Below are 16,795 nucleotides of genomic sequence, written 5' to 3'. Positions count from 1 at the left end.
ATTAACATTAATCTAATTTTGCGTGACTTCCCACGTAATGCAGAAATTCTTGTCTGGTAATTGGATTTGTCCTGAAAATGCCGCTCAATTCTGCGGTAATTGTAGAGCTTGCCGTATCTTTTATTCCACGGCAATTTACACAAAGATGTTTAGCATCAATGATACAGGCAACGTCTTTCGTGCCTAAAGCCTCTTTCAGTGCATTTACAACCTGCATTGTCAATCTTTCCTGTACTTGCGGCCTTTTGGCATAATAATCTACAATCCTGTTTATTTTTGAAAGACCAATCACTTCGCCGTTCGAAATATAGGCAACATGTGCCCTACCGATAATCGGCAAAAAATGATGCTCGCAAAAAGAATATACCGTGATATCTTTTTCTACCAACATTTGGCGGTATTTATATTTATTTGAAAATGTAGAAATCCCAGGTTTGTTTTCAGGAAGAAGACCACCGAAAATTTCATTCACATACATTTTGGCAACACGTTTTGGAGAATCTTTTAACGAATCATCTTCCATATCAAGCCCCAAAGTCTGCATTATTTCTCCAAAAAGCTCTGTAATTTTTTCTATCTTTTCCTGTGGCGATTTCTCAAAAGCATCTTCACGGATCGGCGTATGCTCTTTTCCGGTGAAAATATCATCGTCGTTATCAGTAAAATCAACCATTTTATTTATTTTGCAACAAAAATACGGATAAAATTAATTCATATATTTTTAAATTAGCCCAAAATTAAAATTACCCTTCACCATATATTATTTGAAAAAATATGATCATTGCCGAAGAAGTACTCAATGAAACGCAAAAACAGGAATTTTTAGAATTTCCGGTAAGGCTTTATAAAGACGACAAAAACTACATCCGCCCTTTAAATAAAGATATTGAGGAGATTTTTAATCCTGAAAAAAACAGATTTTTTAAAAATGGAGAATGTAAAAGGTTTATCTATAAAAATGACAATGGTGAAACTGTAGGTAAAGTTGCCGTATTCGTCAACAAATTTTATAAACAAGCACAACCGACCGGCGGAATTGGCTTTTTTGACTGCATTAATGATCAGAAAACAGCCAATTTTATTTTTGATCATTGCCAAAGTTGGCTTCAGGAAAGAGGAATGGAAGCGATGGATGGACCGATTAATTTTGGGGAAAGAGATAAATTTTGGGGACTTCTTATTGATGGTTTTGTCGAGCCTTTATATGGAATGAATTATAACTTTTCCTATTATAAAGATCTTTTTGAAAATTATGGTTTGAAAATTTATTTTGAGCAGCTTTGTTTTACAAGACCAATTTTTGCAGAAGTTTCGAGAGTTTTTACGGTGATGCATGCAAAACACAGCAAAAATCCAAATATTTCTGCAGAACCACTTAAAAAGAATAACCTGGAAAAATTTGCAAAGGATTTTACAGAAATTTATAATAAAGCGTGGTCTTCACACGGAGAAGGAAAACAGATGAGCGAGGCTAAAGTTCTGAAAATGTTTAAAACTATGAAACCAATTATTAATGAACATATTTCATGGTTTGTTTATGAGAATGAAAAGCCCATTGCGATGTGGATGAATATTCCGGATTTGAATCAATGGTTTAAATTTCTGAACGGAAAGTTTGGTTTTATTGAGAAACTTAAATTTTTATGGATTAAAAGATTCAAGAAAAATGAAAAAATGGTCGGACTGGTTTTTGGTGTTGTTCCTGAATGGCAAAAAAAAGGGATTGAAGGCTACATGATCTGGGAAGGAACCCAACATTTGAGAAAACATACTGATTTTAAGGTTACCGAACTGCAATGGATTGGTGATTTTAACCCTAAAATGATAAAAATTGCAGAAAATCTAGACACAAAAGTGACGAGAAAGCTCGCAACTTATCGTTTTTTGTTTGATAAAAATAAAGAGTTTGAAAGGCATCCGATGCTATAAATAATTTTCGGCGCAGCCTTTGGCTGCGCCGAAAATTATTAAAATCCTGAATATTTTTTAAAACAATTCTCCCGCCACTTTTTTAATATTATCACTTTTTCCCATCGAATAAAAATGTAAAACAGGAACTCCAAAATCAAGTAGTTCTTTGCATTGATGAATAGCCCATTCGATTCCGATTTGTTTTACGGCTTCATTATTTTTGGCCGCTTCTACTTCATTTATTAACTCTTCAGGCAAATCAATTTTAAAAACTTGCGGTAAAAGCTTTAAATGTTTCTTCGTTGCAATAGGTTTTATTCCGGGAATAATAGGAACGGTAATGCCCATTTCTCTGGCTTTTTGAACGAATTCAATAAACTTTTTATTATCAAAGAACATTTGTGTTACGATATAATCTGCTCCTGCGTCGACTTTTTGTTTTAGCCATTTTAAGTCATAATTCATTGACGGCGCTTCCATGTGTTTTTCTGGATAACCTGCAACACCAATGCAAAATTTGTTGTGATCATCACAAGCCTGATCGTCATGAAGATATTTTCCTCTTCCCAGATTATTAATCTGGTTCACCAAGTCCATTGCGCTTGCATGACCGCCAGGAGTGGCTTCAAAATACTGATGACCTTTCATCGCGTCGCCACGAAGTGCCATAATGTTGTCGATTCCCAAATACATACAGTCTACCAAAAGATATTCGGTTTCTTCTTTTGTAAAACCTCCACAAAGTAAATGTGGAACGGTGTCTACATTATATTTATGTTGAATTGCAGCACAAATTCCGAGCGTTCCGGGACGCATTCTGGTGATTCGGCGTTCCATCAGACCATTTCCTTTATCAATGTAAATATATTCTTCGCGGGAAGTCGTAACATCGATGAAAGGCGGTTTGAATTCCATCAACGGATCAATATTTTTATATAAATCTTCAATCCCAATTCCCTTTTGAGGCGGGACAACTTCGAGAGAGAATAATGTTTTTCCGTTTGCGTTTTTTATGTGGTCTGTAATCTTCATGTTCAATTTTACTCTGCTAAATTAGGTGACAACCATTTTCTGGCTTCCTGAAAAGAAATTCCTTTTCTTTTTGAATAATCTTTCAATTGGTCTTCTGCGATTTTTCCCAATCCGAAATATTTCGCGTGCGGACTTCCAAAATAATAACCTGAAACTGCAGCCGTTGGAAACATCGCCAAACTTTCGGTGAGATAAACTCCAATATTTTCTTCAACCTTTAATAAATCCCAAATCGCATGTTTTTCTAAATGGTCGGGACAGGCTGGATAACCCGGTGCAGGACGGATTCCTTTATATTTTTCGGCAATTAAATCTTCATTGCTTAAACTTTCCTGATTGGCATAACCCCAATATTCGGTTCTTACTTTTTTATGTAAAAATTCAGCAAAAGCTTCTGCAAAACGGTCTGCCAAAGCTTTTACCATGATCGCATTATAATCGTCATTGGCATTTTCATATTCTTCCGACAATTCATCGGTTCCGAAGCCTGTTGTCACACAAAAAGCTCCGACATAATCGGTTTTTCCAGAATTTTGAGGTGCAATAAAATCACTTAACGCTAAATATTCTTTTCCTTTTGATTTCTGTAATTGCTGTCTTAATGTGATAAATTTTGACTGTTGCTGACCGTTTTCATCAAAAATTAAAATATCATCATTTTCAGTTGAATTAGCTTTAAAAATTCCGAAAATTGCTTTTGCAGTTAATGATTTTTCGTCAAGGATTCTCTTTAAAATAATCTGAGCATCTTTAAATAATTCTTTCGCTTGAGATCCAACAACCTCATCATCAAAAATATTCGGATATTTACCGTGAAGATCCCAACTTCTGAAAAACGGTGACCAGTCGATGAACGGAACTAATTCATTCAAATCCTGATTCTCAAAAACCTGTATTCCTAATTGGTTTGGCGTGAAAATCTCTTCATTTTCCCAATCAATTTTAAATTTATCTCTTCTTGCATCTTCAATCGACACATATTCTTTATCAATTTGTCTATTTAAGAACTTTTCACGGAAATCTGAATAGTCACTTTTTAAATCATTAACATATTCTTTATTTCTATCGCCCAGCAAAGAACTTACAACATTTACAGCTCGGGAAGCATCATTTACATGAACAACCGCATTTTTATATTTTAAATCTATTTTTACCGCCGTATGCGCTTTTGAAGTCGTTGCACCACCGATTAATAAAGGAAAATTAAGATTCTGGCGCTCCAATTCTGATGCGATATAAACCATTTCATCCAAACTTGGCGTGATCAAACCGCTTAATCCGATCACGTCAACATTATGATCAATTGCGGCCTGAATAATTTTCTCAGCAGGAACCATCACTCCCAAATCGACGATTTCATAATTGTTACAACCCAAAACAACGCTCACAATATTTTTACCGATATCATGAACATCACCTTTTACCGTTGCCATCAAAATTTTTCCGTTGGCAGGTCTTGAGCCGTCTTTTTCAGCTTCAATATAAGGCTGTAAATAAGCAACCGCTTTTTTCATTACCCTTGCCGATTTTACAACTTGTGGTAAAAACATTTTTCCGCTTCCGAATAAGTCTCCGACCACGCCCATTCCGGTCATTAAATTAACTTCAATAACGTGTAAAGGTTTTGCAGACTGTAATCTTGCTTCTTCCACATCTTCTTCAATAAAACGGTCGATTCCTTTTACCAAAGCATGTGTAATTCTTTCCTGCAAAGGTCTTGTTCGCCATTCAAGTTCTTCAACGACTTCTTTTTTGACGGATTTATTTCTTTCGGAATAATCTAAAAGTCTTTCCGTTGCATCTTCTCTTTTATCTAAAATTACATCTTCAACAAGACCTAATAATTCTTTATTAATTTCATCATAAACCTCCAACATTGCGGGATTTACAATTCCTATATTCATTCCAGCCTGAATGGCGTGATAAAGAAAAACCGAATGCATCGCTTCTCTCACCGTATCATTTCCGCGGAAAGAAAACGAAACATTGCTCACTCCTCCGCTCACAGAAGCGTACGGAAGATTTTGTCGAACCCATCTTGTCGCCTCGATGAAGTCGATTGCATTTCTTCGGTGTTCTTCCATTCCGGTTGCAACAGGAAAAATATTTAAATCAAAAATGATATCTTCGGCAGGAAATTGTACTTGATTAACCAAAATATCATAAGATCTTTTTGTGATTTCAAGTCTGCGGCCGTATGTATCGGCTTGGCCATCTTCATCAAAAGCCATTACAATGACCGCTGCACCGTATCTTTTGATTGCTTTTGCCTGCTTTATAAATTCTTCTTCACCACCTTTTAAGCTGATTGAATTTACCACAGATTTCCCTTGAACAACTTGTAATCCGGCCTCCAAAATCTCCCATTTTGAAGAATCGATCATGATTGGAATTCTGGAAATATCGGGTTCTGAAGCAATTAAGTTCAGGAATTTTATCATGGAAGCTTTTCCATCGATCAATCCGTCATCAAAATTAACATCAAGAATCTGTGCGCCGCCTTCAACCTGATGACGGGCAATATCTAAAGCTTCAGAAAATTTTTCTTCTTTTATTAATCTTAAAAACTTTTTGGAACCTGCTACATTCGTTCTTTCTCCAACGTTGATGAAATTGCTTTCGGGAGTTATGATCAAAGGCTCAAGGCCTGATAATCTTAAATACTTCATTAATTTTTTATTCTTCTAAAATGTAATATGCGTTTGATGCATTCTTTTTAAGCAAATCCACATGCTTACCAAGCGCTGTGGTTATTGGAAATCTTTTGTAGTTTAGATTGTGTTCTTTTGCAAACTTTTCTACTTCTTCCGTAATTTCGTTGTAATATAAATAGCTATAATTAGGAAATAAATGATGAGCAACATGAAAATTAAAATTCCCGAGAACATTTCTTACAATCCAGTTATTATTCGTTAAATCATTGGTCACTTCCAACTGATGACGCAGCCAGCTGTACGGAAGGTGATTGTCTTTATCAAGCCTTGGGAAAGCATTATCAGGAAGTGGATGCAAAGGTAACAGCACAAAAAGCGCAAAAATACTTGCTACAATTACCTGTAAAAACCATGCTTCGAAAGCCAAGCCCGGCGAAACACTAAAAAACAGAATCGGCACTGCGATCTGGTAGAAAAAATAAAATAATTTGAAACTGATCATTTTTATTTTCTCAGAAACAGGAATTTTCCCTTGTGTTTTCAAAATCACTCTTTCTTTATCAAAAAAATCCCTGAAATCCCTGATAAACATCCAGTTGAACAAATACAGCGGATAAACTAAAAAGAAAAAGAAATGTTGATATTTTTGCACACCTTTCGCTTTAATCCACGGAACAATCAAAAGTAAACCGCTTTGCTCAATGTCTGTATCCCAACCGTCTACGTTCGGATAAGCGTGATGGCTTGCGATATGTCTTTTTTTCCAGATGTACGAATTGGCACCAATAAAATCAAAAATACTCATCACAGCAGAATTGAGCTTTTTATTTTTAAAAATATTGTTGTGTGCGGCTTCATGTATTAAATTCAAGTAAATCAAAACAAGCATTACTCCCATCAACACGTAAGATGAAATATAGATCGCGGGATTGCCTGCATTGAAAATTGCAAAAAAATAGAGACCGAAATAAAGCAAAGGCAATAGCAAAGCCTTTATTTTTATATAAAAGTCTCTGTTTTCAGGTATCTCTTCGATTCGCTTATTCACCCTTTTTCTTAATTCATTAAACAATTTTGTTTCGTCGGTATTCTTACTGTAACTTGGTTTTTCCATTATCATTAATTTTTTTGTTTTAAAAATAATATCAATCCATGTTTTTTATTTAACAACAGCAAATACTATACAAATTCTTTCACTTTTCTCGGTTTATAATTTTCTACCAAATCGGCAATTGCTTTAATATGATCCGGAGTTGTTCCGCAACAGCCACCAATAATATTGATCAATCCTTTTTCTACATATTCCCTGATTTGTTCAGCCATAAATTCAGGAGATTCGTCATAATTTCCAAAAGCATTTGGCAAACCTGCATTCGGATAAGCCGAAACATAAAACTCTGAATTGTGCGCTAAAGTTTCCAAATATGGAGTCAACTGATTCGCTCCCAAAGCGCAGTTGAAACCAACGCTCAATAAATTCAAATGCGAAACTGAAATCAAAAATGCTTCCGCCGTTTGACCGCTCAGCGTTCTTCCCGAAGCATCTGTGATTGTTCCTGAAACCATGATCGGTATTTTAATTCCTCTTTCTTCCTGAATTTCATCAATTGCAAATAGAGCCGCCTTTGCGTTTAATGTATCGAAAATTGTTTCAACCAATAAAATATCCGAACCTCCGTCTAACAAAGCTTCTGATTGCTGCTTGTACGCCAATCTCAATTCATCAAAAGTAATTGCACGATAACCCGGATCGTTTACATCAGGACTCAAACTTGCCGTTCTGTTTGTCGGACCAATTGAGCCAGCTACAAATCTTGGTTTGTCCGTATTTTTAGCTGTAAATTCATCACAAACTTTTCTTGCGATTTTTGCAGATTCGTAATTCAGTTCGTAAACCAATTCTTCCATGTGATAATCTGCCATTGCGATTGTCGTTCCTGAAAAAGTGTTGGTTTCCAAAATATCTGCTCCTGCTTCCAGATATTTTTTATGAACTTCTTCAATCGCGTTGGGTTGCGTCAAAGAAAGCAAATCATTATTTCCTTTTACGGGATGTTCCCAATCTTTGAAACGCTCGCCACGATAGTCTTCTTCCTCAAATTTGTATCGCTGAAGCATCGTTCCCATTGCTCCGTCGAGAATTAAAATTCTTTCGGATAATGCTTTATATAACTGTTCTGAATTTTTCATTTATAAATTTTGGCTAAATTATTTCTAAGTTCTAATTAATCTAATGCCTGCTTTAAGTCAGCAATTATATCATCCACATTTTCCAAGCCTACCGAGCAACGGACCAAACCTGCTGTAATTCCTACTTCATTTCTTTCTTCATTTGTGAGTTTCGAGTGTGTTGTGGATGCTGGATGCGTTACAATTGTTCTTGTGTCGCCAAGGTTTGCAGATAACGAGCACATTTTTATTTTATCTAAAAAGTTTCTTCCGCCTTCAATTCCGCCTTTTATTTCAAAGGCAACGATATTTCCGCCTAATTTCATTTGCTTTTTTGCCACTTCATAGCTCGGATGAGATTTTAAAAATGGATATTTCACCAATTCTACATTAGGATGATTTTCTAAAAACCCGGCAACTTTTAAAGCATTTTCGCAATGTCTTTCCACACGAATTGCCAATGTTTCCAAGCTTTTTGATAAAACCCAAGCATTGAAAGGTGACATTGCAGGTCCTGTATTTCTTGCGAAAAGATAAATTTCACGAATTAAATCTTCTCTTCCGACCGCTATTCCACCCAAAACTCGTCCTTGTCCGTCAATCAATTTCGTTGCAGAATGCACAACAATATCTGCACCATATTTTATCGGCTGCTGAAGGTAAGGCGTGGCAAAACAATTGTCTACAATAAAAATTAGATTATGCTTTTTGGCGATTTGTCCAAAAAATTCTAAATCTAAAATTTCAATTGCCGGATTTGTCGGTGTTTCCAGATATAAAATCTTTGTGTTGGGTTGAATATATTTTTCAACATTTCCTGCGTCTTCGGCTTTGAAATAGGTTGTTTCAATATTCCATTTAGGGAAATATTTTGTAAACAAAGTATGCGTTGAGCCAAAAACAGATTGACAGCTCACGATGTGATCGCCAGCATTTAACAAAGCCGCAAATGTTGAATAAATGGCCGCCATTCCGGTCGCAAAAGAATATCCGGCTTCCGCACCTTCCATTTTTGCGATTTTATCTGTGAATTCCGTGACATTCGGGTTTGAAAACCGGCTGTATAAATTCTTTGGTTTTTCTTCTGCAAAACTCGCTCTCATATCTTCCGCATCCTCAAAAACAAAACTGGAAGTCAAATACAACGGCGTGGAATGTTCGTCAAACTGAGATCTTTCGGTTTGTGTTCTTATAGCAAGGGTTTCAAAATTAGTTGATGGTTTTTCTTCGTTATTCATCATTAATACATTTACAAATTTATTTACTTTCACTTACTCTTAAAATATCTCCGAAAACTCCTCTTGCAGTCACTAAAGCTCCGGCTCCGGCTCCCATAATTACGATCGGGTTTTCACCATAACTTTCCGTATAGATTTCAAAAATTGAGTCTGAACCTTTCAATTGTCCTAAAGCGGAAGTTGCGGGAACAGAGATCAGCTTTACATCAAGCTCACCTTTATCTTTTTGAAGATCGCCATGAAGATCGCCAACATAACGTAAAACATGATTCGGCTCTTGATTTTCCTTTATTTTCTGATATTCTTCATCCAATTCATTCAATCTTGAGATAAATTCATTTTTTTCAATTGAAAGAAGATCTTTAGGAATTAAATTTTGAATATTAATATCACTAAATTCATTAATTAAGTCTAATTCTCTTGCCAAAATCAACAATTTTCTTGCAACATCATTTCCGGAAAGATCTTCGCGTGGATCAGGCTCTGTAAACCCTTTTTCCATTGCTTCTCCAATCACGGTCGAGAATTTATCGTTTCTAATAGAAAAATTATTGAAAATATAACTTAACGAACCAGAAAACACACCTTTGATTCTTGTAATATTCTCTCCAGAAAGGTGAAGTAGTTTAATTGTGTCAATTAACGGTAAACCAGCGCCAACATTGGTTTCGTATAGATAACGTCTGTTATTTTTGTTCAGCGTATATCTTAGTTTGCGGTATTCTTCGATCGGAAGTGTGTTAAAAATTTTGTTGGAAGAAACCAGATCGAAACCGTTTTCAGCCAAAGTATGATAATTTTTAACAAAATCTTTACTTGCAGTGTTATCAACAACGATCAAGTTTTCCAGTTGATTTTCTTTTGAGAAACTAATAAGTTCGTTTACATTTGACGGACTTTCTGCCACCAAAACCTCATCATTCCAATTGTTATCAAAACCTTTTTTATTGAAAGCGATTTTTCTTGAATTCGCAACGGCAACAACTTTTAAATCAATCTTTTTACGTCTTCTGATTTCTTCTGATGACTGTAAAACCTGATTGATCAATGTTTTCCCAACATTTCCATGACCGATAATCGCCAAATGAACCGTTTTTGGTTTTTTAGAAGTTTCAGATTCGATGATATTTTTTGCTTTTTCGTCTTGTGCAGAACTTACGACGATATTTACACGTCCTTCGCTAGCAACTTGGTTTAAAAGCAATGGAAAGACATTATTTCTAGCTAATTCTGATAAAACTTTATTAAAATCTTCTGCAACAAAGCCTATTACAGAAACATTATTGATGCTGTAAATCTGAGAAACTTTTCCTGATTTTCTTTCTTTTTCAAACTCTTCGATTAGGCAATTGACCGCTTTTTCAGAGTCGTTTTCCTGCACTAAAATCGATATTCCGTTTTCGACTGCCTGTTGAGAAATTATTCCAACACTGATTCGCGCCAAAGTAAGTGCTTTGAAAATTCGTCCGTCAACTCCGATTTCACCTAAGAAATCTTCTCCTTCAAATTTGATGATTGATCTGTTTTTTAAAAATTTTATTTCGTTATTTTTCATCTTGTAAAGTATCTTTAATGATGCTATTTAATTGTTCGTATTCCATTAAAAAGGCGTCGTGCCCATGAATTGATTTGATCTCGTGATAGAAAACATTTTCCTTTTTTACTTTAAGCTTTTCAAAACACATCCGGATTTCGGAAGCGGGAAAGAATAAGTCTGTATCAACGGAGATCATGTGCATTCGTGCCTGGATTTTTTCCAATTGACTTTCTTCCGCATTGATGTTCATTAATAAATGATTCATCAGTTGGTAAGATTTTAAACTAAACCTTTCGTTTAATGCATTTCCGTGATAAACGAGCCAATCTTCAGATTCTAAAAGCTGTTTTTCCGAATTATATTTATTTTGAAATCTGTCGTTCAAAGATTGAGGTGTTCTGTAACACAACATCGCATGAATTCTGGCTTTCTGCAATGGCTTATCATTTCCGTTTAGCAAAAATTTCTGAACCAGACATTGTGCGTGAAGCCAGTCATGAGTTTTAAAATCGCAGGCAATTGGAATGAAAACTTCGGCAAGATTTGGATTTTTTGTCAACATTTCCCAACCGATTCCTCCTCCAAGCGAACCTCCGATAATAGCGTGCAAACTTTTAATTTTAAGAAATTCCAGTCCTTTTAAAAAGATATTTGCAATATCCGAAGGCGTAAAATCTTCATATTCATCAATTAAAAAATCATCGAATCCGTTTCCGGGAATATTGAAGCACAGAACTGTATATTTATTTGTATCAATAACCTGGTTTTCACCAATTAATTTTTTCCACCATCCTTTTTTTCCGGCAACATTTGAATTTCCGGTTAAGGCGTGATTTACCAAAATGATCGGTGCTGAAAACAAGTCTTTCCCGAAAAGCTGGTAGCTCAACGGGATATTGTATTCCTTATGGGAATTGGTTTTATACGAAAAGTTGATATAATTTAGTTCTGTTTCCAATTCTATTAATTTAAATTTAATACAATTGAAAATGCCACAAGAAATGGCTGAAAAGAACTTCAGTAAGTTATCTGTCCAAAATAAAATTATTTGGTAGAACGTAGCACCTTCTTTGCTTTCGCAAAGGGTTGCTAAGGTTTCACAGGGTCTAATCCCTCAACCTTTCTGGATAACATTTTCAATATTTGAATGAACGAATGGTGCAAAGATAAAACTTTTTCTTTAATTTTCAATAAAAACATAATTTTAATCTTTGAATGCCTGTAAACAGAAGGGTTTTAAAACTATGTTAAGAATTATTCAGATTAAAAAAATTGGATTTTTTTGCTAAAAAATATACCTTAGCATGGAAAAATGATTCTTTATGAGCATTGAAAAGCAGAGACTGAAAGATAAAAGCTGGCTAAACTGGGGGCCTTATGTAAGCAACAGGCAGTGGGGAAATGTGCGCGAAGATTACAGCCCAAACGGAAATGCCTGGCATTATGCCAACCACAATAATGCAGAAAGCTATACATACCGCTGGGGCGAAGAAGGTATTGCCGGAATTTCGGATACCAAACAGCTTTTATGTTTTGCATTATCTTTCTGGAACAAAAATGACGAAAGAATAAAAGAACGCTTTTTCGGTTTGAGCAATCCTCAGGGAAATCACGGGGAAGATATTAAGGAACTTTTTTATTATCTCGACAATACACCAACACACAGTTATATGAAAATGGTGTACAAATATCCGATCAATAAATTTCCTTATGAAGATCTTCTTGCAGAAAACGGAAGACGCACCAAAAAAGAACCTGAATATGAGATTATAGATACCGGAATTTTTGACCAGGACGAATATTTTGATATTTTTATCGAATACTGTAAATCTGATATTAATGATATTTTGGTGCGGGTAAAAGTATGCAACAGAAGCAACCGCGATGCTCCAATAATTGTTTTGCCAACAATGTGGTACAGAAACAACTGGAAATGGGGCTATAATGAATACAAAGGACAATTGGAACATGATTCGGACGGCCGTATCAATATCAATCATGACAGTTTGGGGATCAAAAAGTTTTACTCTAAAAATAAAAACGCTCAAAGCCTGTTTTGTGATAATGAAACCAACAATCCAAAGATCTACGGAACGCCGGAAGTTGAAAATGCATTTTATAAAGACGGAATCAACGATTTTATCATTCATCAGGCAAATACTGTAAATCCTGAAAAAAGAGGAACAAAAGCTGCATTTATGATTGACGAAATAGTCAAAGCAGGATCTTCGGAAATATTTGAATTCCGTTTATCTCCTCATGATATGGATGATGCCTTTTATGATTTTGATGATATTTTTAATACTCGAATTGCCGAAGCAAACGAATTTTATGAAGAAATACAGCAGGACGTAATTAATGAAGACGAAAAAAACGTCCAGCGACAGGCTTTTGCAGGATTACTTTGGAACAAACAGTTTTATCATTACAACGTTGGGAAATGGCTGAAAGGCGATCCTAATTATGTTGCACCGAGAGATTTTAATAATTATGTGCGAAATACGGAATGGGAACATCTTCACAATAAAGATATCATTTCGATGCCCGATAAGTGGGAATATCCGTGGTATGCGACCTGGGATTTGGCATTTCACTGCGTTCCTTATGCAATTATTGACGGAGATTTTGCCAAAAACCAATTGCTTCTGCTTACCAAAGAATGGTACATGCATCCAAACGGACAAATGCCGGCTTACGAATGGAATTTAAGTGATGTAAACCCGCCGGTACACGCTTGGTCTTGCTTCAGGGTTTTTAAAATTGATGAAAAGGCAAACGGAAAACCTGATTTATTATTTTTAGAAAAAGTTTTCCAGAAACTGCTGCTGAATTTCACGTGGTGGGTAAACCGAAAAGATAAAAACGGCAAAAACATTTTTGGCGGTGGCTTTTTAGGACTCGATAATATCGGAGCTTTCGACCGAAATATGGAGCTTAAAGACGGCGAACATCTGGAACAGGCCGACGGAACAAGCTGGATGGCGATGTATGCGCTCAATATGATGCGTATTGCGATGGAGCTTGCACAATATTATCAGGTTTATGAAGATATGGCGATCAAATTTTTTGAGCATTATCTTTATATTGCTGAGGCCATGGAAAATATGGGGGAAGATAAAGAAGGCTTGTGGAACGAAGAAGACGGATTCTTTTACGACGTACTTCAGTTGGGCAATGGCGAAAGTGTAACATTGCGTTTGAGAAGTATTGTCGGATTGATTCCTTTATTTGCCGTAGAAATTATCGATCATAATCTGCTTGAAAAAATGCCAAATTTCCGTGACAGAATGGAATGGGTATTGAAAAACAAGCCCGAACTCGCCAATCTTGTTTCGCATTGGGAAGAAGAAGGCAGCGGAAGAAAGCATCTGATGAGTATTTTGCGCAAAACAAGGCTCACCAAAGTATTATCAAGAATGCTTGACGAAAAAGAATTTTTAAGCCAATATGGAATTCGCGCCATGTCTAAAGTTTACGAAGAAAATCCTTTTGTTTTTACCGTGCACGGCAACAAAAATATAGTTTATTATACTCCCGCAGAAAGTGACAGCCGCATGTTTGGCGGCAACAGCAATTGGCGTGGCCCAATTTGGTTTCCTATAAATTTTTTGATTGTAGAAAGTTTGCAGCGTTTCCACTTTTATTACGGAAACAGCCTAAAAGTCGAGCTCCCGACCGGAAGTGGCGACAAACGAAATCTTGATGAAGTAGCCCAAAATATCAGCAACAGGCTTTGTTCGATATTTTTAAAAGATGAAAGCGGACAAAGAGCTTTTAACGGAGGAAATTATAAATTTAATTATGATGAACACTTCAAAGATTACATCACTTTCTTTGAATATTTTCATGGTGACAACGGGCGAGGCGTTGGCGCTTCCCATCAAACTGGTTGGACGGCAACTGTTGCGAAACTAATGAAGCCAAGATTAGCATAATAATCTGGAAATTTGAGAGTTGTGAAATATTCACAACTCTCAAAACTCTATTTTTCTACTTTTTCTCCGTTTACAAAAACTTCATAGCCAATTTCTACGTTGGGTTCTAATGTTTTTGAAACCGAGCAGTATTTTTCAAATGACAATTGTGATGCTTTTAATGCTTTTTGAGGATCGATTTTTCCTTCCAATAAAAACTTAACTTTTATAGATTTAAAAGGTTTTGCATCTTCTACAACAATTCTTTCACCTTCAACTTCAGCCTTGAAATCCGTGATTTCCTGTCTTTGTTTTTTAAGAATAGAAACAACATCGATTCCACTGCAACCTGCAACCGCCATCAATACGCTTTCCATTGGTGAAACGCCTTTGGCTCCCGGTTGTGAAGTATTATCCAAAAGAATTGAGTTTCCTTGTGAGTTGGTACACTCAAATAGATAGTCGTCGTTTATTCTGTTAAGTATTATTTTCATTTTAAATTATTTAAAGATTCTTCGACTCGCTTAAAAAAAAACTGTGTCCGCTGAGCAAAGTCGAAGCGTTTATTATTATTAATTTACAAAATCCCTCTTGCTTTTATTTCAAGATACTTATTAATCACATCAACATTCAGGTTTTCGGGAAGCGTATAAACAGAATAAATTCCATATTTTCTTAATTCCTGAATGATGAGTTTTTTTTCAAATTCAAATTTTTCAGCGATAATTTCATCATAAATTTCCTGCATGTTTTCGGGGTTTTTATGAAGTAACGTCTGCAATTCTGAATTTTTAAAGAAAACCACAACCAGCAAATGGTTTTTTGCAATTCCACGAAGATATTTGAGCTGTCGATTTAATCCGTCTAATGTCTCAAAATTTGTGAAAAGTAAAATCAAGCTTCTTTGATTAACAGAATATTTCACATCCTGATACAATCTGTTGAAATCACTTTCAAAAAAGTCGGTTTTTATGTTATACAATGATTCGGAAATCTTTCTCAACTGACCGGATTTATTGTCTGCAGCAACTTTATTTTCGGTCTTTTTGGAGAAAGTCATCATTCCTGCACGATCACCTTTTTTAAGAATAATATGTGAAAGCGCCATTGTCGCGTTGATGGAATAATCAAGAAGGCTCAATCCGTTAAAGGGCATTTTCATCGTTCTTCCTTTATCAATCAACATAAAAATACGCTGGGATTTCTCGTCCTGAAACTGATTGACCATCAACCGGTTGGACTTTGAAGTCGCCTTCCAGTTGATCGTTCTTACGTCATCTCCTGGAACATATTCTTTGATCTGTTCAAATTCCATTGTATGTCCCAATTTTCGTATTTTTTTGATTCCGCCAAGCAAAAATTCGTTTTGCAGAGCCATCAATTCATACTTTCTTAAATGCACAAAAGACGGATAAGCGGGAAGCATGGCATTTTTCTGAAAGGTAAATCTTCTGGAAATAAAACCTAAAGGCGAAGATGCAAAAATATTTAAAGCTCCAAAATTGTATTCGCCTCTTTCTTTGGGCTCAAGAATATATTGAAACAATGTGTTTTTACCGGATTCTATCTTTTTTTCAATTAAAAAATCTCTTTTCTGGAACTGAAACGGAATTTCATCAATAATTTTAATATGAATCTTAAAACTGTAATTGTTTTTAACATCAACTTTTACAGGATTTTCATCACCGTTTGATAATTTTTCAGGCAAGATTCTTTGTGCCAAAACCGCTTCTTTTTCCCTAAACAAAAGCAAATAATCAACCATTGCAGCAAGAAAAACAAGTAACAGCAAAATGTGCACAAACATCATAAAAAACGGAAAGAAAAATGCCAAAACATACAATATTCCCACACCGATAAGCGTGAAAAAGAAGCGTGTATTGATGTATAAGTTTTTCATATTTTTAGGGTTGCAGGTTTCAGATTTTAGGTTGCAGGTTGTTGAATCTTTAAAGTTTTAAGCTTCTTTTAGAGTTAATAAGTCCGTTTAGCATTTTTGAAATTTCAATAATGTCTTGATTCAATTTTAAATAATTTGTTTCATTCAAAAAATTAAGATTTCTTGAGATTATCAATTGTGTTTCAACTTCTGCACAACTTCCTCTTAATATTTTCAAAAATTGCAAATAATCAGGTTTACTTCTTCTTGAATTTCCTTCAGCAATATTAGACGGAATTGAAACAGAAGCTCTTCTGATTTGAGATTTTAAACCAAACGTTTCATCTTTAGGAAAAGCATCAGTTGTTTTGTAAATTTCGGTAACAAAATTTATTGATTTCTGCCACACTAAAAGCTCTTTAAAATTAGCCATAACTCAAACCTCTAAATACGAATTGTTA

13 protein-coding genes and 1 riboswitch are annotated in these 16,795 nt (G+C 35.3%); of the genes, 2 read left to right on the top strand and 11 right to left on the bottom strand.

The window, feature by feature from the left end; translation table 11 throughout:
- Positions 1-7 precede the first annotated feature (7 nt).
- Positions 8-673, bottom strand: a complete 666-nt coding sequence (gene folE / locus AC6CHK_RS03755; RefSeq protein ID WP_498093669.1) for a GTP cyclohydrolase I FolE — start codon at positions 671-673, stop codon at positions 8-10.
- A 101-nt stretch (positions 674-774) separates the two neighbouring features.
- On the opposite strand from folE, the gene AC6CHK_RS03750 reads away from it, so the two are divergent.
- Positions 775-1,929 carry a hypothetical protein gene (locus AC6CHK_RS03750; protein WP_498093667.1) on the top strand — a complete coding sequence of 385 codons (1,155 nt, stop codon included), beginning with the start codon at positions 775-777 and terminating at the stop codon, positions 1,927-1,929.
- 57 nt (positions 1,930-1,986) lie between these two features.
- On the opposite strand, the gene metF is transcribed toward AC6CHK_RS03750, so the two are convergent.
- From metF to AC6CHK_RS03715, 7 genes are all read right to left on the bottom strand, one after another.
- On the bottom strand, positions 1,987-2,943 hold the full coding sequence (gene metF / locus AC6CHK_RS03745; RefSeq protein WP_498093665.1) for a methylenetetrahydrofolate reductase [NAD(P)H]: 957 nt from the start codon (positions 2,941-2,943) through the stop codon (positions 1,987-1,989).
- An 8-nt stretch (positions 2,944-2,951) separates the two neighbouring features.
- Complete coding sequence (metH, locus tag AC6CHK_RS03740) at positions 2,952-5,612, bottom strand: methionine synthase (RefSeq protein WP_498093663.1); 2,661 nt, start codon at positions 5,610-5,612, stop codon at positions 2,952-2,954.
- Between the two features lie 7 nt (positions 5,613-5,619).
- Positions 5,620-6,711 carry a fatty acid desaturase family protein gene (locus AC6CHK_RS03735; protein ID WP_498093661.1) on the bottom strand — a complete coding sequence of 364 codons (1,092 nt, stop codon included), beginning with the start codon at positions 6,709-6,711 and terminating at the stop codon, positions 5,620-5,622.
- A 65-nt stretch (positions 6,712-6,776) separates the two neighbouring features.
- Entirely contained in the window at positions 6,777-7,787 is a 1,011-nt protein-coding gene (locus AC6CHK_RS03730) for a homocysteine S-methyltransferase family protein (protein ID WP_498093659.1), read from the bottom strand.
- 35 nt (positions 7,788-7,822) lie between these two features.
- The gene (locus AC6CHK_RS03725) at positions 7,823-9,007 is read right to left on the bottom strand and encodes an O-succinylhomoserine sulfhydrylase (RefSeq protein WP_498093657.1); all 1,185 of its coding nucleotides are present in this window, start codon (positions 9,005-9,007) and stop codon (positions 7,823-7,825) included.
- Positions 9,008-9,023: 16 nt separating this feature from the next.
- Positions 9,024-10,559, bottom strand: a complete 1,536-nt coding sequence (locus AC6CHK_RS03720) for an ACT domain-containing protein (RefSeq protein WP_498093655.1) — start codon at positions 10,557-10,559, stop codon at positions 9,024-9,026.
- Positions 10,549-11,499 carry an alpha/beta fold hydrolase gene (locus tag AC6CHK_RS03715; RefSeq protein ID WP_498093654.1) on the bottom strand — a complete coding sequence of 317 codons (951 nt, stop codon included), beginning with the start codon at positions 11,497-11,499 and terminating at the stop codon, positions 10,549-10,551. Before AC6CHK_RS03715 ends, AC6CHK_RS03720 begins: the two co-directional genes overlap by 11 nt.
- A 64-nt stretch (positions 11,500-11,563) precedes the next feature.
- A riboswitch (SAM riboswitch) is annotated at positions 11,564-11,675 on the bottom strand.
- A 188-nt stretch (positions 11,676-11,863) separates the two neighbouring features.
- Between AC6CHK_RS03715 and AC6CHK_RS03710 the strand changes: the two genes are divergently transcribed.
- Positions 11,864-14,476 (top strand): MGH1-like glycoside hydrolase domain-containing protein, encoded by a 2,613-nt coding sequence (locus AC6CHK_RS03710; RefSeq protein ID WP_498093652.1) that lies wholly within the window; start codon positions 11,864-11,866, stop codon positions 14,474-14,476.
- 47 nt (positions 14,477-14,523) lie between these two features.
- Here AC6CHK_RS03710 and AC6CHK_RS03705 read toward each other — a convergent pair whose 3' ends face one another.
- The 3 genes from AC6CHK_RS03705 to AC6CHK_RS03695 form a co-directional block, all read right to left on the bottom strand.
- The gene (locus AC6CHK_RS03705; RefSeq protein ID WP_498093650.1) at positions 14,524-14,949 is read right to left on the bottom strand and encodes an OsmC family protein; all 426 of its coding nucleotides are present in this window, start codon (positions 14,947-14,949) and stop codon (positions 14,524-14,526) included.
- 83 nt (positions 14,950-15,032) lie between these two features.
- Positions 15,033-16,355: a DUF58 domain-containing protein gene (locus AC6CHK_RS03700; RefSeq protein WP_498093648.1), complete on the bottom strand. Its 1,323-nt coding sequence runs from the start codon at positions 16,353-16,355 to the stop codon at positions 15,033-15,035.
- Positions 16,356-16,404: 49 nt separating this feature from the next.
- Positions 16,405-16,767 (bottom strand): four helix bundle protein, encoded by a 363-nt coding sequence (locus AC6CHK_RS03695; RefSeq protein WP_498093646.1) that lies wholly within the window; start codon positions 16,765-16,767, stop codon positions 16,405-16,407.
- Between the last annotated feature and the right edge of the window lie 28 nt (positions 16,768-16,795).

The sequence above is a fragment of the Chryseobacterium sp. GQ58 genome (genome assembly GCF_059758895.1).
The sequence above is the reverse complement of the archived record's forward strand: the minus strand, read 5'-3'. Positions and strand labels throughout refer to the sequence as shown.